The following is a 15,702-nucleotide window of genomic DNA, read 5'->3' as shown; positions in this document are numbered from 1 at the left end:
ATCAGCGCGGTTTCCGGACAAAGGCGGAGTGCCTGAGCCCGGACTACGACTGACGGGGGTCGCTTTGCCCCCTGGCCTCAATGATTTGACTTACGCCTTGGGAGCGTTGTCGAGCACAACCCAGCTTTTCAGCTTGGAAATGGGCTTCGACTCCTCGATCCAAACCGAGTCACCGACCTTGAACGACCCCGCCTCGTCATGGGCGTGATAGTTCTTCGAACGGCGCACCGTCTTCTTGAGGAGCGGGTGCGTATAACGCCGCTCGACCTTAACCACAACAGTTTTGTTCTGCTTGTCGCTGACGACGACGCCCTGCAGCACGCGCTTCGGCATTGTCCTACTCCTCAGGCGCTCACTGCCGCGGTCTTGGACCGCTGCAGTGTCTTGATGCGGGCGATATCCTTACGCACTTCGGTGACCCGAGCGGTATTCTCGAGCTGGCCGGTCGCGCGCTGGAAACGCAGGTTAAACTGCTCCTTCTTGAGCTTGAGAAGCTCGTCCTGGAGCTGGTCCGCGCTCATCACCTTGATGTCGGACAGGCGTTGCGTAGCTTTCATGTCGCCCTCCTTACTCGGCGATGCGTTGGATGAAACGGGTCTTGATCGGCAGCTTGGCGGCACCGAGACGGAGCGCCTCGCGGGCGATATCCTCCGGCACGCCGTCGAGCTCGAACATGATCCGGCCCGGCTTGACCTTGGCCGCCCAGAATTCGGGCGCTCCCTTGCCCTTACCCATGCGGACTTCGGTCGGCTTCTTGGAAACCGGCACGTCCGGGAAGATGCGGATCCAGACCCGGCCCGCGCGCTTCATGGCGCGGGTGATGGCACGACGGGCCGCCTCGATCTGGCGGGCCGTGACGCGCTCCGGCTCCTGGGCCTTCAGGCCGAACTGGCCGAAATTGAGATCCGTGCCGCCCTTGGCGACGCCGGAAATGCGTCCCTTGAACTGCTTACGGAACTTAGTGCGCTTTGGTTGCAGCATGGCTCTTCTCGATCAGCCTTACGCAGCCTGCTCGCGACGTTCGCGACGCTCACCACCCGAGCGGCCGCCCTCGTCCGAGAGGCGCTTGTCCTGGGCCATCGGGTCGTGTTCGAGGATCTCGCCCTTGAAGATCCAGACCTTGATCCCGCACGTGCCATAGGTCGTGAAGGCAGTGGCGACGCCGTAGTCGACGTCGGCGCGCAGCGTATGCAGCGGCACGCGGCCCTCGCGATACCATTCGAGGCGGGCGATTTCAGCGCCACCCAGACGGCCCGAGCAGTTGATGCGGATGCCCTCGGCGCCCAGACGCATCGCCGACTGAACGGCGCGCTTCATGGCGCGACGGAAAGCGACGCGGCGCTCGAGCTGCTGAGCGATCGAATCGGCGACCAGGGTCGCGTCGATCTCCGGCTTGCGCACCTCGACGATGTTGATGGTGACGTCGGCAGACGTCAGCTTCGACACGGTCTTGCGCAGCTTCTCGATGTCGGCGCCCTTCTTGCCGATCACCACGCCCGGACGCGCCGAGTGGATGGTGACGCGGCACTTCTTGTGCGGACGCTCGATGATGATCTTCGAGACAGCAGCCTGCTTCAGCAGCTTCATCAGGGCGGCGCGGATCGCCATGTCCTCATGCAGCAGCTTGCCGTATTCACCCTTCTGGGCGAACCAGCGCGAATCCCAGGTCCGGTTGATGCCGAGACGAAGGCCGATCGGATTGATTTTCTGACCCATCGTTCTCTCCTCAGGCCTTCGCAGCCTGAACTTCGCGCACCACGATCGTGATGTTGGCGAAGGGCTTCATGATGCGGGCGCCACGGCCGCGAGCGCGGGCATGGAAGCGCTTCATGACGAGCGCCTTGCCGACGAAAGCCTGGGACACGACGAGGTCGTCGACGTCGAGATCATGATTGTTCTCGGCGTTGGCGATCGCGCTCTGCAGGCACTTGCGCACATCGGTCGAGATCCGCTTGCGCGAGAACTCGAGATCGGAGAGCGCGGTCGAGACCTTCTTGCCGCGGATGAGCTGGGCGAGAAGGTTCAGCTTCTGCGGGGAAACGCGCAGGTTGCGCGCGACCGCCTTGGCCTCGTTCTCGGGCAGCGCACGGGGGGCGGAGGGCTTACCCATGGCTTACTTCCTCTTCGCCTTCTTGTCGGCCGCGTGGCCGGGGAAGGTGCGCGTCGGCGAGAACTCGCCGAACTTGTGGCCCACCATTTCCTCGGAGACGTTCACCGGCACATGCTTGTGGCCGTTGTAGACGCCGAACGTCAGACCGACGAACTGCGGCAGGATCGTGGAGCGACGGCTCCAGATCTTGATGACTTCAGACCGGCTCGCCGAACGGGCGACCTCGGCCTTCTTCAGGAGGTATCCGTCGACAAACGGACCTTTCCAAAGCGAACGCGCCATGACGGACCTCAGTTCTTCTTCTTGCGGGCGTGACGGCTCGACACGATGAACGTATCGGTCCGCTTGTTCGAGCGGGTCTTCTTGCCCTTGGTCGGCAGACCCCAGGGCGTAACCGGATGACGGCCGCCCGAGGTGCGGCCTTCGCCGCCGCCGTGCGGATGGTCGACCGGGTTCATCGAGACACCACGGTTATGCGGACGACGACCCAGCCAGCGCGAGCGCCCGGCCTTGCCGTCATTCCGGTTCATGTGGTCGGGGTTCGAGACCGCGCCCACCGTGGCATAGCACAGGCCGCTGATCAGGCGCTGCTCGCCCGAATTCAAGCGGACGATAACGTAACCCTGGTCACGGCCGACGATCTGGGCGTAGTTGCCCGCCGAACGTGCCAGCGCCCCACCCTTGCCGATCTTGAGCTCGACATTGTGGACGATCGTGCCGATCGGCAGCGAACCCATCGGGGCCGCGTTGCCGGGCTTCACGTCGACGCTGTCACCGGCGACGACGCTGTCGCCAACGGCCAGGCGCTGCGGCGCCAGGATGTAGGCGAGCTCGCCGTCCTGATACTTGATCAGCGCGATGAAGGCCGAGCGGTTCGGATCATACTCGATCCGCTCCACGGCAGCCGGGATGCCGGCCTTGCCGCGACGCTTGAAATCGATCAGGCGCAGCGTGCGCTTGTGACCACCGCCGCGGAAGCGGACGGTGATGCGGCCGAGATTGTTGCGGCCGCCCGAGGACGACTTGCCCTCGGTCAGCGCCTTGACCGGCTTGCCCTTGTAGAGCTCGCTGCGGTCGACGATCACGAGCTGGCGAAGGCTCGGCGTGATCGGCTTGAAACTCTTCAAAGCCATGATGACGATCCTTCCCTCAGAGCCCAGTGGTCACGTCGATGGAGTGACCTTCTTCGAGGGTCACGACCGCCTTCTTGACGTCCGAACGCTGACCGAGCCGGCCCCGGAAGACCTTCATCTTGCCTTCGGTGACCATCGTATTGACGCTCTTGACCTTGACGTCGAAGAGCTTCTCGATCGCCGCCTTGATCTGCGGCTTGGTCGCGGTCTTCGCGACCTTGAAGACGACCTTGTTGTGCTCTGAGAGCATGGTCGCCTTTTCGGTGATCACCGGGCCACGAATGACGTCGTAGTGGCGCGGATCCAGATTCTTGGACTGACTCATTTGAAGCGCGCCTCCAGCGCATCGACAGCCGAGCGCGTCAGCACGAGCTTGTCGCGACGCAGGATGTCATAGACGTTGATGCCCTGGATCGGCAGCACGTCGACGTTCGGGATCGAACGCGCCGCCAGGCCGAAGTTCACATCGATCTCGGCGCCGCCGATCACCAGCGCGCTCGACAGGTCGAGTTTGCCGAAATGGCCCAGAAGCACCTTGGTCTTCGGCTCGGCGAGCTTGACGTCGTCGATGATGATCAGGCCCGCGTCCTTGGCCTTGGCCGAGAGCGCATGGCGCAGCGCCAGCGCCTTGACCTTCTTGGGCAGGTCATGGGCGTGGTCGCGCACGACCGGGCCGAAGGCCTTGCCACCGCCGCGGAACTGCGGAGCCGAAGCTGCACCGTGGCGAGCGCCGCCGGTACCCTTCTGCTTGTAGATCTTCTTGCGGGTGCGGTCGACTTCCGAACGGCCCTTGGTCTTGTGCGTGCCGGCGCGGCGCTTGGCGAGCTGGTAGCGCACCATGCGGGCGAGCAGGTCGGCGCGCGGCTCGAGGCCGAAGATCGCGTCCGAAAGCTCGACCGAGCCGGCCTTGCCGCCGTCAAGAGTGACGATATCGAGTTTCATCACACGTTCTCCTCAGCCTGCGCCGCAGGAGCCTCGACAATGTCGGCCTTGCCCTCGCCGGAGACCTTGAACTTGCCCGGCAGCGGGGCGTCCTTCGGCAGCGAGCGCTTGACTGCGTCGCGGACATGGATCCAGCCGCCGGCGACGCCGGGGACGGCGCCCTCGACCAGGATCAGGCCGCGCTCGGCGTCCGTCTGGACGACGCGCAGGTTCTGCGTGGTGACGCGCTCGACACCGAGATGACCCGGCATCTTCTTGTTCTTGAAGGTCTTGCCCGGGTCCTGACGGCCACCGGTCGAACCGATCGAACGATGCGAGACCGAGACGCCGTGCGTGGCGCGCAGACCGCCGAAGTTCCAGCGCTTCATACCGCCGGCGAAGCCCTTGCCGGTGGTCGTGCCGGAGACGTCGACGAACTGGCCGACGACGAAGTGGTCGGCGGTGAGCTCGGCGCCGACCGGGATCAGCGCGTCATCGCTGACGCGGAACTCGACGATCTTCTGCTTCGGCTCGACCTTGGCCACGGCGAAGTGGCCGCGCTGCGCCTTCGAGACGTTCTTGACCTTGGCCAAGCCCGACCCGAGCTGCACGGCGACATAGCCGTTCTTCTCGATCGTGCGATGCGCGACGACCTGGCAGTTGTCGAGCTTCAGCACGGTGACCGGGATGTGCTCGCCGGCATCGGTGAAGATGCGGGTCATCCCGACTTTCTGTGCAATCACACCGGAACGCATCGGTGCATACCTTCCCTTGGGGTCATGTCCATCCGGGAAACCCGGAAACAGAGGACCCGATGATGGATCAGAGCTTGATTTCGACGTCGACGCCGGCGGCGAGATCAAGCTTCATGAGGGCGTCGACCGTCTGGGGGGTCGGATCGACGATATCGAGAACCCGCTTGTGGGTCCGCATCTCGAACTGCTCGCGCGACTTCTTGTCGATGTGCGGCGAGCGGTTGACGGTGAACTTCTCGATCAGCGTCGGCAGCGGAATCGGGCCGCGGACCTGGGCGCCGGTGCGCTTCGCCGTCGAGACGATCTCGCGCGTCGACGCATCGAGGATGCGATGGTCGAACGCCTTGAGGCGGATCCGGATATTCTGACCGTTCATGGTCGTGTTATCTCCGTGACGTGAAAAGACGAAAGCCCCGAAGGGCTTCCGCCCTCAGATCAGCCGTTACGCGATGATCGTTGCGACGACGCCGGCACCGACGGTGCGGCCGCCCTCGCGGATGGCGAAGCGCAGCTTCTCTTCCATCGCGATCGGCACGATCAGGTGCACTTCCATGGCGATGTTGTCGCCAGGCATCACCATCTCGGTGCCCTCGGGCAGGTGCACCACGCCGGTCACGTCCGTCGTGCGGAAGTAGAACTGCGGGCGGTAGTTGGTGAAGAACGGGGTGTGGCGACCGCCCTCCTCCTTGGTCAGGATGTAGGCCTCGGCCTTGAACTTGGTGTGCGGCTTCACCGAGCCCGGCTTGCACAGCACCTGGCCGCGCTCGACGTCCTCGCGCTTGGTGCCGCGCAGCAGCGCGCCGATGTTGTCGCCGGCCTGGCCCTGGTCGAGCAGCTTGCGGAACATCTCGACGCCGGTCACGGTCGTCTTCACCGTGTCCTTCAGCCCGACGATCTCGATTTCCTCGCCGACCTTGACGATGCCGCGCTCGACGCGGCCGGTCACAACCGTGCCACGACCCGAGATCGAGAACACGTCCTCGACCGGCATCAGGAAGGGCTGGTCGATCGGGCGCTCGGGCTGCGGGATGTAGGCGTCGACCGTCTTCATCAGCGCGATCACCGCGTCATGCCCGATCTCCGGGGTGACGCCGTCCAGCGCAGCCTTGGCCGAGCCCTTGGTGATCGGGATGTCGTCGCCCGGGAAGTCGTACTTCGACAGGAGCTCGCGGATCTCCATCTCGACCAGCTCGAGCAACTCGGCGTCGTCGACGAGATCGACCTTGTTCATGAACACCACCAGCGCGGGAACGCCGACCTGGCGCGCCAAGAGGATGTGCTCGCGGGTCTGCGGCATCGGGCCGTCGGCAGCCGACACCACCAGGATCGCGCCGTCCATCTGCGCCGCGCCGGTGATCATGTTCTTCACATAGTCGGCGTGCCCGGGGCAGTCGACGTGGGCATAGTGCCGGGCCGAGGTCTCGTATTCGACGTGAGCCGTCGAGATCGTGATGCCGCGGGCCTTCTCCTCGGGCGCCTTGTCGATCTGGTCATACGCCGTGAACGACGCGCCGCCAGACTCCGCCAGAACCTTCGTGATCGCAGCCGTCAATGACGTCTTGCCATGGTCAACGTGACCAATCGTGCCAATGTTGCAGTGCGGCTTCGTCCGAGCAAACTTCTCTTTGGCCATGTCAGCCTCCGTCAGATCTTCTCAAGTGTTCCGTTTAATGCGTTGTTCAATCAGGCGTATTTGGCCTGGACCTCGGCAGCCACCGCGGACGGCACCTGCTCGTAGTGGTCGAACTGCATCGTGTAGTTGGCGCGGCCCTGGCTGAACGAGCGCAGCTGGTTCACGTAGCCGAACATGTTGGCGAGCGGGACCATCGCATTCACGACGACCGCGTTGCCGCGCATGTCCTGGCCCTGGATCTGGCCGCGCCGCGAGTTCAGGTCGCCGATGACCGAGCCGGTATAGTCTTCCGGGGTCACGACTTCGACCTTCATGATCGGCTCGAGCAGCACCGAGCCGCCCTTCTGCAGACCCTCGCGCAGAGCAGCGCGGGAGGCGATTTCGAAGGCGAGAGCCGACGAGTCGACCTCGTGGAAGGCGCCGTCGATCAGCGTGACCTTGACGTCGACGACCGGGAAGCCGGCGAGCACGCCCGAACCGATGACCGAGTTGAGGCCCTTCTCAACGCCCGGAATATACTCCTTCGGCACCGAGCCGCCGACGACCTTCGACTCGAACTCGAAGCCCTTGCCGGTCTCGTTCGGCTCGATGATCAGCTTGACGCGGGCGAACTGGCCCGTACCGCCGGTCTGCTTCTTGTGGGTGTAGTCGATCTCGGCCTTCTTGGTCAGCGTCTCGCGATAGGCAACCTGCGGCGCGCCGATATTGGCATCGACCTTGTAGGTCCGGCGCAGGATGTCGACCTTGATGTCGAGATGCAGCTCGCCCATCCCCTTCAGGATGGTCTGGCCGCTCTCCTGGTCGGTCGAGACGCGGAAGGACGGATCCTCGTTCGCGAGCTTCGACAGCGCGAGGCCAAGCTTCTCCTGGTCGGCCTTGGACTTCGGCTCGATCGCGATCGTGATGACCGGCTCGGGGAATTCCATGCGCTCGAGGATCACGGCCTGGGCCGGGTCGCACAGCGTGTCGCCGGTGCGGACGTCCTTGAGGCCGGCCAGAGCGACGATGTCGCCGGCGAAAGCCTCCTTGATGTCTTCACGGTTGTTCGCGTGCATCAGCAGCATGCGGCCGACGCGCTCTTTCTTGTCGCGCGTCGAGTTGATGACGCCCTGGCCGGTCTCGACCTTGCCCGAATAGACGCGGCAGAAGGTGATGGTACCGACGAAGGGGTCGTCCATGATCTTGAAGGCAAGCATCGCGAAGGGATCCTCGTCCGTCGGATGACGAACGGTCTCTTCCTCGGTCTTGAAGTCGATGCCCTTGATGTCGCCACGATCGACCGGCGACGGCAGGAAGTCGACGACGGCGTCAAGCAGGGGCTGCACGCCCTTGTTCTTGAAGGCCGAACCGCAGAGCACCGGGTGGAAGGCGCGGCGCTGCACGGCGGTACGAACCAGCCGACGCAGAGTCTCGGCATCCGGCTCGGTACCGTCGAGATAGGCTTCCATCGCCGCATCGTCCATCTCGACGGCGGCTTCGAGCAGCTTGTGGCGGTATTCGACAGCCTTGTCGGCGAGATCGGCCGGGATTTCCTTCTCATCGAAGGAGGCGCCGAGCGCCTCGCCGTTCCAGACGATCGCCTTCATCTTGATGAGGTCGATGACGCCGGCGAAATTCGACTCCGAACCGATCGGGATCTGCAGGCAGACGGGCTTGCCGGCGACGCGGTCGATGATGTCCTGGACGCAGCGATAGAAATCGGCGCCGATCTTGTCCATCTTGTTGACGAACACGACGCGCGGAACGTCGTACTTGTCGGCCTGGCGCCAGACAGTCTCGGTCTGGGGCTCGACGCCCTGGTTGCCGTCGAGCACGCAGACGGCGCCGTCGAGTACGCGCAGCGAACGCTCGACCTCAATGGTGAAGTCGACGTGGCCGGGGGTGTCGATGATGTTCAGGCGATGATCGCGCCACAGGCAGGTCGTCGCGGCAGAGGTGATCGTGATGCCACGCTCCTGCTCCTGCGCCATCCAGTCCATGGTGGCGGCGCCGTCATGGACTTCGCCGATCTTATGGCTCTTGCCGGTGTAGAACAGGATACGCTCGGTCGTCGTCGTCTTGCCCGCATCAATGTGGGCCATGATGCCGAAGTTACGATAGCGATCGATGGGATGAGAACGGGGCATAGGAATGCTCTGTCTTTCCGGGTCGGAACGGACGAATTACCAGCGGTAGTGCGAGAAGGCGCGGTTGGCTTCCGCCATCCGGTGCGTGTCTTCGCGCTTCTTGACGGCGTTGCCACGGTTGTTCGCGGCATCCATCAGCTCGGACGAGAGACGCTCGACCATGGTGCGATCGTTGCGGCCACGGGCAGCGGCGATCAGCCAGCGGATCGCGAGAGCCTGGCGGCGTTCGGTGCGAACCTCGACCGGGACCTGATAGGTCGCACCGCCGACGCGGCGGGAGCGGACCTCGATCGCCGGGGCGACGTTCTCGAGCGCGGTCTTGAAGACGGCGAGCGGGTCGCTCTTCAGCTTACCCTCGATGATGTCGAAGGCGCCGTAGACGATGCCTTCGGCAGTCGACTTCTTGCCTTCGTACATGACCGAATTCATGAACTTGGTCACGATCACGTCGCCGAACTTGGCGTCCGGGATGATCTCGCGCTTTTCGGCACTGTGGCGGCGGGACATCGTCTAGTCTCCGGTCAAATCTCAAAAGCTGCGAACCGGCTGGGGCATCTTGCCCCGCCGGTCGGGCAGGAAAATTACTTCGGACGCTTGGCGCCGTACTTCGAACGGCGCTGCTTGCGATTCTTGACGCCCTGCGTGTCGAGCACGCCGCGCAGGATGTGATAACGCACGCCGGGCAAGTCCTTGACGCGGCCGCCGCGGATCATGACGACCGAGTGCTCCTGAAGGTTGTGGCCTTCACCCGGAATGTAGCCGATCACTTCGAAGCCGTTGGTCAGGCGCACCTTGGCGACCTTGCGGAGCGCCGAGTTCGGCTTCTTCGGGGTCGTCGTGTAGACACGCGTGCAGACGCCGCGCTTCTGCGGGCAATTCTCGAGCGCCGGAGCGGTGTTACGCGCCTTGACCGGCGAACGGGGCTTGCGGATCAGCTGGCTGATTGTCGGCATTTAAGGCCTCTCGCTCCCTTGAGCGCTAGATGAATTCGATGTCCATTCCGGCACCTTACAAGGCCATGACCAAACGAAGCCGCGCCATCGGCGCCCATTTACGGGGCCTCAGGCGCGTTCGCCATGCAGAGGAACACGGAATCCGCGTTCATGCGTCCTGCCATGTCGTCGTTAGACGCTGGAATTCCGACGGAGTTTCGGTCGCGAACCTCGCTCGCAACAAAGGCAAGCGACAAACGTGTCCGACAGCCGTCGACAGTGGCGCGCTTATGACTCAGTCGGAGATTCGCGTCAACCCCGGATTTAGCGGGAGTTAACGCAATCTCGCGGCGAGCATTCAGATGCCGCTCAATCGGTCGCGCCCGCCGTGACCCCTGCCCCGCGCAACAGGCCGATCAGGTCGGCCTGGCGATGCAGTCCGGTCTTGGCCATCACCCGCTTCAAGGTCGAGCGCGCGGTCTCCTCCATGATGCCAAGCGCGGCGGCCGCCTCGCGTGGGCGGTGCCCCGCCGCGATCAGCGCGGCGAGCCTGGCCTCGGCCGGCGTCAGGTCGAACAGGCCCTGGACGACATCGGCGGTCGGCACGTCCTTCACCACCACCGGCGTCACCACCAGGATGCTCGCCGCCCGCGAGAAGATGTCGTGGGCGGCACCGCGAATCGGCGTCAGGTGCAGGATCAACGGCGGTTGATTCTCGCGGCGCGCCACCGGGATCGAGCGCACCGTCGCACTGGTTGCCCGGCCCATCGCTTGCAAGGCTGAGGCGAGCAGGCTGTCTGCCGCCATATCGACGAGTCCGAGCCGCGATGGACGATCGACAGCCACCGCCGGTACCAACGCCTCGAAGCTGGGATTGAGCGCGAGCGCGCGGCCATTGCGATCGAGCACCGCTGCGGGCAGGCCGATCGCCTCGAGCGCCTGGGCGGCCCCCCGCACCCGCTCGAATTCGAGCCGGGCCGAAAGCAGCATGGCGCGGGCGAGGTGGGGCCGCATCCTGTCGAAGCGAGCGATCAGGTCCCCCTCGACATGGCCCTCCTCGCGCTCGCGCTCGGCATGCAGGATGAAGGCTTCGCCGGTTGGCGAGGCGACCAGGGTCGCGACACCGACGCCGAACCCCTGCGGCAGCAGGAAATCACGATAGACCGGCTCGTCCGCCATCTCGGCCTCGGAGAGGATGTCGATATCGCGCAGGAAACCGGCATGGCGGCGCTCGATCAGGCGGCGCGTCCGCTCATTGCCGGGGAAACGGTTGAAGTGCGTCGCGACCAGCTGGTCGAACTCGGGCGAGGACGAGATCCAGCGGTTGGAGGTCGGCGTCACCGCGACCAGCACCGCGCCGGCACCGCGCGCAATCTCCTGGAACCGCCGCAGCACCTGCGGCCACAGCTCCGACACCACTGCCGCTTCGTAAAGACTGTCGAGAAATTGCTCGTCCATGATCCCGGCCGCCCCAGGCCTGGTCCGCAGGACGAGAAACTCCTCCGCCGACCACGCCCCCGCATGGTGTCAGCATGCCACCCGTCGTTCGGCCGCCTCCGGCCGACCAACGAGAGACGCGCTAGCGCATCGCTGCCCCCCGACAGATTTCGCAAGATAAGCTTAGGCCGCTTGCCTTGGAAAAGGTCAAGGGAGCCGAAACGAAAACGGCCGCCCGAAGGCGGCCGTTTCACAAAGCCAGTAGAACTTGCCGGCTCTCACTTTGCGTCTAGAGACCGTTATTCCGATCGGCTTGCGTTGCAAGCCGATCGGAACGGGCTCTATTCGGCTGCGGGCAGAGCCGCCGCGGCGGTAGCCGCGGCCCTGGCCGCCGCATCCGCCTTCTGGCCGACGATCAGATCGTCGCGACGCGTCGCCACCTGCTTGATGCGGGCGACCTGCGCGCCGGTGCCGGCCGGGATCAGCGAGCCAACGATGACGTTCTCCTTGAGGCCTTCCAGCATGTCCATCTTGCCGTTGACCGCAGCCTCGGTGAGGACGCGGGTCGTCTCCTGGAAGGAGGCGGCCGAGATGAACGAGCGGGTCTGCAGCGAGGCCTTGGTGATGCCGAGCAGGACCGGAACACCGGAAGCCGGCTTCTTGCCCTCCTCGCGCAGCTTGGAGTTGACCTCCTCGAGCTCGATCCGGTCGATCTGATCGCCAGTGAGAATGTCGCTATCGCCGGATTCGGTGATCTCGACCTTCTGCAGCATCTGCCGGACGATGACCTCGATGTGCTTGTCGTTGATGGTCACGCCCTGGAGGCGGTAAACCTCCTGGATCTCGTTGACCAGGTAAGCGGCAAGCTCCTCGACGCCCTTGATCGCCAGGATGTCGTGCGGGGCCGGGTTGCCGTCGAGGATGTAGTCCCCGATCTCGACGACGTCGCCATCCTGCAGGTGGATGTGCTTGCCCTTCGGGATCAGATACTCGACGGCGTCGGTGCCATCATGCGGAGTCAGCGTGACGCGACGCTTGTTCTTGTAGTCGCGCCCGAAGCCGATGACGCCGGCCTTCTCGGCGATGATCGCGGCATCCTTCGGACGACGCGCCTCGAACAGCTCGGCGACGCGCGGCAGACCGCCGGTGATGTCGCGGGTCTTGGCCGAGTCGGTCGAGACACGCGCCAGCACGTCGCCGGCCTTCACCGACGAGCCTGGCTCCACCGAGATGATGCCCTCGACCGGCAGGATGTAGCGCGCCTCGCCGCCGCGGGCGAGCTTGGCGATCTTGCCGTCCGCGCCGTGCAGGGTCATCGCCGGACGCAGGTCCGACGTACGGGCCGAACCGCGCCAGTCGATCACGAGGCGCTTGTTGATGCCGGTCGCCTCGTCGGTCGTCTCCGTCATCGACATGCCGTCGACCAGGTCCTCGTAGCCGACCTTGCCGTCGACCTCTGCCAGGATCGGGCGGGAATAGGGATCCCACTCGATCAGGCGCTGGCCGCGCTTGACCTTGTCGCCGTCGTCGACGCGCAGCTTCGAGCCGAACTGGACGCGGTGAACCGCGCGCTCGGCGCCGTCCGGGCCGGTGATGACGATGGCGAGGTTACGCGCCATCGCGATCAGGTCGCCGTCCGAGTTGCGTGCCGCATTGCGGTTGCGGATCTTGACCGTGCCTTCGAAGTTCGATTCGACGAAGGACTGGTCGGCGATCGTGGCCGCGCCACCGATGTGGAAGGTACGCATGGTGAGCTGCGTGCCCGGCTCGCCGATCGACTGCGCCGCGATGACGCCGACGGCCTCGCCCATGTTGACGGGCGTGCCGCGGGCAAGATCGCGCCCGTAGCAGGTCGCGCACACGCCGTTCTTGGTCTCGCAGGTCAAGACCGAGCGGATCTTCACCTCCTGGACGCCGGCGGCGTTGATCTTGGCGATGTGGCTCTCCTCGATCACCGCGCCCTTGGCGACCAGGATGTTGCCTTCGAGGTCAACCACCTCCACGGCCGCCGAACGGCCGAGGATGCGCATGCCGAGCGAAGCCACGACCTGGCCGGCATCGACGATGGCGCGCATCTTGATGCCGTTGTCCGAGCCGCAATCGACCTCGGAGATGATCGCGTCCTGCGCCACGTCGACGAGACGGCGGGTGAGATAACCCGAATTCGCCGTCTTGAGCGCCGTGTCGGCGAGGCCCTTGCGGGCGCCGTGGGTCGAGTTGAAGTACTCGAGAACGTCGAGGCCTTCCTTGAAGTTCGAGATGATCGGGCTCTCGATGATCTCGCCCGACGGCTTGGCCATCAGGCCGCGCATCGCCGCGAGCTGCTTCATCTGCGCCGGCGAACCGCGGGCACCCGAGTGGCTCATCATGTAGATCGAGTTGATCGGCTTGTCCCGGCCGTTCTCGTCCTTCTTCACGGTCGAGATGCGGGCCATCATCTCCTGGGCGAGCTTGTCGGAGCACTTCGCCCAGGCGTCGACGACCTTGTTGTACTTCTCGCCCTGGGTGATCAGGCCGTCCTGATACTGCTGCTCGTAATCCTTGGCGAGCACGCGGGTCGCATCGACGATCTCCCACTTGTTCTCGGGGATCACCATGTCGTCCTTGCCGAACGAAATGCCGGCCTTGAAGGCATGCTTGAAGCCGAGGCCCATGACGCGATCGCAGAAGATCACCGATTCCTTCTGACCGCAGCCGCGATAGACGGCGTCGATCATGTTGGAGATCTCCTTCTTGGTCATCAGCTTGTTGACGACGTCGAAGGTCATGGCGGGGTGCTCGGGCAACGCAGTCGAGAGAATGACGCGGCCCGGCGTGGTGTCGTAGATCTTGGTGTAGGACTTGCCGTCGGCGCCAACGCCGGTCCAGCGGTATTTGATCTTCGAATGCAGCGTCACGACCTTCTCGTGCAGCGCGTATTCGAGCTCGCCGAAGTCACCGAAGATCTTGCCCTGGCCCGGCTCGCCATCCGAGATGATCGAGAGGTAGTAGAGGCCGAGCACGATGTCCTGCGACGGCACGATGATCGGCATGCCGTTCGCCGGGTGCAGGATGTTGTTGGTCGACATCATCAGGACGCGCGCTTCCAGCTGCGCCTCGAGCGACAGCGGGACGTGCACGGCCATCTGGTCGCCGTCGAAGTCGGCGTTGAACGCAGCGCAGACCAGCGGGTGCAGCTGGATCGCCTTGCCCTCGATCAGCACCGGCTCGAAAGCCTGGATGCCGAGGCGGTGCAGCGTCGGCGCGCGGTTGAGCAGCACCGGATGCTCGCGGATGACCTCGTCGAGGATATCCCAGACCTCGGGCTTCTCCTTCTCGACCAGCTTCTTGGCCTGCTTGACCGTAGTCGAGTAGCCCTTGGCGTCCAGGCGGGCGTAGATGAACGGCTTGAACAGCTCGAGCGCCATCTTCTTCGGCAGCCCGCACTGGTGCAGCTTCATCTCCGGGCCGACCACGATGACCGAGCGGCCGGAATAGTCGACGCGCTTGCCGAGAAGGTTCTGCCGGAAGCGGCCCTGCTTGCCCTTCAGCATATCGGCGAGCGACTTCAGCGGACGCTTGTTGGCGCCGGTGATGACGCGGCCGCGACGGCCGTTGTCGAACAGGGCGTCGACCGATTCCTGCAGCATCCGCTTCTCGTTGCGGATGATGATGTCCGGCGCGCGCAGCTCGATCAGCCGCTTCAGGCGGTTGTTGCGGTTGATGACGCGGCGATAGAGGTCGTTCAGGTCGGAGGTCGCAAAGCGGCCGCCGTCGAGCGGCACGAGCGGACGCAAGTCAGGCGGGATCACCGGGATGATGGTCATCACCATCCATTCCGGCTTGTTGCCCGACTCCTGGAAGGCCTCGATGATCTTCAGGCGCTTCATCAGCTTCTTCGGCTTGAGCTCCGACGTCGTCGTCGCGATCTCATGCTTCAGGTCGGCGTTGATCTGGTCGAGATCAAGCGCGCGCAGCATCTCGCGGATCGCTTCCGCGCCGATCATCGCCGTGAAGGTGTCGGCGCCGTACTCTTCCTGGGCGCGGACATACTCTTCTTCGGTCAGCAGCTGGCGATCCTTGAGCGGGGTCAGGCCCGGCTCAAGGACGACGTAGGATTCGAAGTAGAGGATGCGCTCGAGGTCCTTGAGCGGCATGTCCATCAAGAGGCCGATGCGCGAGGGCAGCGACTTCAGGAACCAGATATGCGCGACGGGAGCGGCGAGCTCGATATGACCCATGCGCTCGCGCCGGACGCGGGCGAGCGTCACTTCGACGCCGCACTTCTCGCAGATCACGCCCTTGAACTTCATGCGCTTGTACTTGCCGCACAGGCACTCGTAGTCCTTGATCGGCCCGAAGATGCGGGCGCAGAACAGGCCGTCGCGCTCGGGCTTGAACGTGCGGTAGTTGATCGTCTCGGGCTTCTTGATCTCGCCGAACGACCAGGATGCAATCTTCTCCGGGCTGGCGATCGAGATCTTGATCGCGTCGAACGCCTGCTGCACCGGCTGCTGGCCGAAAAGGTTCATGACCTCTTGCTTCATAGCCTGTCTCCTGTGGCCGGTGGGGTTTTAGGGAAAACCGCCCTGCCCGGCCCTTGATCCATCGGCCGGCGGCGAAAGTGCCGCCGGCATGAGTAACGAACGCTCCGTGCCCTTTCGGGCGCGAAAGCC

General features: G+C 64.5%; 17 protein-coding genes. All 17 read right to left on the bottom strand.

The window, feature by feature from the left end:
* Positions 1-90: 90 nt before the first annotated feature.
* Entirely contained in the window at positions 91-333 is a 243-nt protein-coding gene (gene rpsQ / locus BLM15_RS03795) for a 30S ribosomal protein S17 (RefSeq protein ID WP_091842255.1), read from the bottom strand.
* Positions 334-344: 11 nt separating this feature from the next.
* Complete coding sequence (gene rpmC / locus BLM15_RS03790; protein ID WP_110489255.1) at positions 345-557, bottom strand: 50S ribosomal protein L29; 213 nt, start codon at positions 555-557, stop codon at positions 345-347.
* A 10-nt stretch (positions 558-567) separates the two neighbouring features.
* Positions 568-981, bottom strand: coding sequence for a 50S ribosomal protein L16 (gene rplP, locus BLM15_RS03785; RefSeq protein WP_056799002.1), 414 nt, complete (start codon positions 979-981; stop codon positions 568-570).
* Between the two features lie 18 nt (positions 982-999).
* The gene (rpsC, locus tag BLM15_RS03780; RefSeq protein WP_126110515.1) at positions 1,000-1,716 is read right to left on the bottom strand and encodes a 30S ribosomal protein S3; all 717 of its coding nucleotides are present in this window, start codon (positions 1,714-1,716) and stop codon (positions 1,000-1,002) included.
* 10 nt (positions 1,717-1,726) lie between these two features.
* Positions 1,727-2,110, bottom strand: coding sequence for a 50S ribosomal protein L22 (rplV, locus tag BLM15_RS03775; RefSeq protein WP_126110514.1), 384 nt, complete (start codon positions 2,108-2,110; stop codon positions 1,727-1,729).
* 3 nt (positions 2,111-2,113) lie between these two features.
* Positions 2,114-2,392 (bottom strand): 30S ribosomal protein S19, encoded by a 279-nt coding sequence (gene rpsS, locus BLM15_RS03770; RefSeq protein WP_091842265.1) that lies wholly within the window; start codon positions 2,390-2,392, stop codon positions 2,114-2,116.
* A gap of 8 nt (positions 2,393-2,400) precedes the next feature.
* Positions 2,401-3,243 carry a 50S ribosomal protein L2 gene (rplB, locus tag BLM15_RS03765; protein WP_126110512.1) on the bottom strand — a complete coding sequence of 281 codons (843 nt, stop codon included), beginning with the start codon at positions 3,241-3,243 and terminating at the stop codon, positions 2,401-2,403.
* A gap of 16 nt (positions 3,244-3,259) precedes the next feature.
* The gene (locus BLM15_RS03760; protein ID WP_110489252.1) at positions 3,260-3,568 is read right to left on the bottom strand and encodes a 50S ribosomal protein L23; all 309 of its coding nucleotides are present in this window, start codon (positions 3,566-3,568) and stop codon (positions 3,260-3,262) included.
* Positions 3,565-4,185, bottom strand: coding sequence for a 50S ribosomal protein L4 (rplD, locus tag BLM15_RS03755; protein ID WP_110489251.1), 621 nt, complete (start codon positions 4,183-4,185; stop codon positions 3,565-3,567). Before rplD ends, BLM15_RS03760 begins: the two co-directional genes overlap by 4 nt.
* A complete protein-coding gene (gene rplC, locus BLM15_RS03750; RefSeq protein ID WP_126110510.1) occupies positions 4,185-4,919 on the bottom strand; it encodes a 50S ribosomal protein L3 in 735 nt (244 codons plus the stop codon). The genes rplD and rplC overlap by 1 nt, the downstream gene beginning before the upstream one ends.
* 67 nt (positions 4,920-4,986) lie before the next feature.
* A complete protein-coding gene (rpsJ, locus tag BLM15_RS03745) occupies positions 4,987-5,295 on the bottom strand; it encodes a 30S ribosomal protein S10 (RefSeq protein WP_043237115.1) in 309 nt (102 codons plus the stop codon).
* Positions 5,296-5,361: 66 nt separating this feature from the next.
* Positions 5,362-6,552, bottom strand: a complete 1,191-nt coding sequence (tuf, locus tag BLM15_RS03740; RefSeq protein WP_126110465.1) for an elongation factor Tu — start codon at positions 6,550-6,552, stop codon at positions 5,362-5,364.
* 50 nt (positions 6,553-6,602) lie between these two features.
* Complete coding sequence (gene fusA / locus BLM15_RS03735; protein ID WP_126110508.1) at positions 6,603-8,678, bottom strand: elongation factor G; 2,076 nt, start codon at positions 8,676-8,678, stop codon at positions 6,603-6,605.
* Between the two features lie 36 nt (positions 8,679-8,714).
* Entirely contained in the window at positions 8,715-9,185 is a 471-nt protein-coding gene (gene rpsG, locus BLM15_RS03730) for a 30S ribosomal protein S7 (protein ID WP_110489247.1), read from the bottom strand.
* A 74-nt stretch (positions 9,186-9,259) separates the two neighbouring features.
* Positions 9,260-9,631, bottom strand: coding sequence for a 30S ribosomal protein S12 (gene rpsL, locus BLM15_RS03725; RefSeq protein ID WP_057189964.1), 372 nt, complete (start codon positions 9,629-9,631; stop codon positions 9,260-9,262).
* 348 nt (positions 9,632-9,979) lie between these two features.
* The gene (locus BLM15_RS03720) at positions 9,980-11,068 is read right to left on the bottom strand and encodes a helix-turn-helix transcriptional regulator (RefSeq protein WP_126110506.1); all 1,089 of its coding nucleotides are present in this window, start codon (positions 11,066-11,068) and stop codon (positions 9,980-9,982) included.
* A 320-nt stretch (positions 11,069-11,388) separates the two neighbouring features.
* Positions 11,389-15,573, bottom strand: a complete 4,185-nt coding sequence (gene rpoC, locus BLM15_RS03715; RefSeq protein ID WP_126110504.1) for a DNA-directed RNA polymerase subunit beta' — start codon at positions 15,571-15,573, stop codon at positions 11,389-11,391.
* Positions 15,574-15,702: the final 129 nt, after the last annotated feature.

Origin of the sequence: Bosea sp. Tri-49 (assembly GCF_003952665.1) — a bacterium.
Lineage (GTDB): Bacteria > Pseudomonadota > Alphaproteobacteria > Rhizobiales > Beijerinckiaceae > Allobosea.
The sequence above is the reverse complement of the archived record's forward strand: the minus strand, read 5'-3'. Positions and strand labels throughout refer to the sequence as shown.

Bases quoted from the DNA above. Each gene is read 5' to 3' on its own strand.
- rpsQ (WP_091842255.1), bottom strand. From the start codon at position 333: ATGCCGAAGCGCGTGCTGCAGGGCGTCGTCGTCAGCGACAAGCAGAAC.
- rpmC (WP_110489255.1), bottom strand. From the start codon at position 557: ATGAAAGCTACGCAACGCCTGTCCGACATCAAGGTGATGAGCGCGGAC.
- rplP (WP_056799002.1), bottom strand. From the start codon at position 981: ATGCTGCAACCAAAGCGCACTAAGTTCCGTAAGCAGTTCAAGGGACGC.
- rpsC (WP_126110515.1), bottom strand. From the start codon at position 1,716: ATGGGTCAGAAAATCAATCCGATCGGCCTTCGTCTCGGCATCAACCGG.
- rplV (WP_126110514.1), bottom strand. From the start codon at position 2,110: ATGGGTAAGCCCTCCGCCCCCCGTGCGCTGCCCGAGAACGAGGCCAAG.
- rpsS (WP_091842265.1), bottom strand. From the start codon at position 2,392: ATGGCGCGTTCGCTTTGGAAAGGTCCGTTTGTCGACGGATACCTCCTG.
- rplB (WP_126110512.1), bottom strand. From the start codon at position 3,243: ATGGCTTTGAAGAGTTTCAAGCCGATCACGCCGAGCCTTCGCCAGCTC.
- BLM15_RS03760 (WP_110489252.1), bottom strand. From the start codon at position 3,568: ATGAGTCAGTCCAAGAATCTGGATCCGCGCCACTACGACGTCATTCGT.
- rplD (WP_110489251.1), bottom strand. From the start codon at position 4,185: ATGAAACTCGATATCGTCACTCTTGACGGCGGCAAGGCCGGCTCGGTC.
- rplC (WP_126110510.1), bottom strand. From the start codon at position 4,919: ATGCGTTCCGGTGTGATTGCACAGAAAGTCGGGATGACCCGCATCTTC.
- rpsJ (WP_043237115.1), bottom strand. From the start codon at position 5,295: ATGAACGGTCAGAATATCCGGATCCGCCTCAAGGCGTTCGACCATCGC.
- tuf (WP_126110465.1), bottom strand. From the start codon at position 6,552: ATGGCCAAAGAGAAGTTTGCTCGGACGAAGCCGCACTGCAACATTGGC.
- fusA (WP_126110508.1), bottom strand. From the start codon at position 8,678: ATGCCCCGTTCTCATCCCATCGATCGCTATCGTAACTTCGGCATCATG.
- rpsG (WP_110489247.1), bottom strand. From the start codon at position 9,185: ATGTCCCGCCGCCACAGTGCCGAAAAGCGCGAGATCATCCCGGACGCC.
- rpsL (WP_057189964.1), bottom strand. From the start codon at position 9,631: ATGCCGACAATCAGCCAGCTGATCCGCAAGCCCCGTTCGCCGGTCAAG.
- BLM15_RS03720 (WP_126110506.1), bottom strand. From the start codon at position 11,068: ATGGACGAGCAATTTCTCGACAGTCTTTACGAAGCGGCAGTGGTGTCG.
- rpoC (WP_126110504.1), bottom strand. From the start codon at position 15,573: ATGAAGCAAGAGGTCATGAACCTTTTCGGCCAGCAGCCGGTGCAGCAG.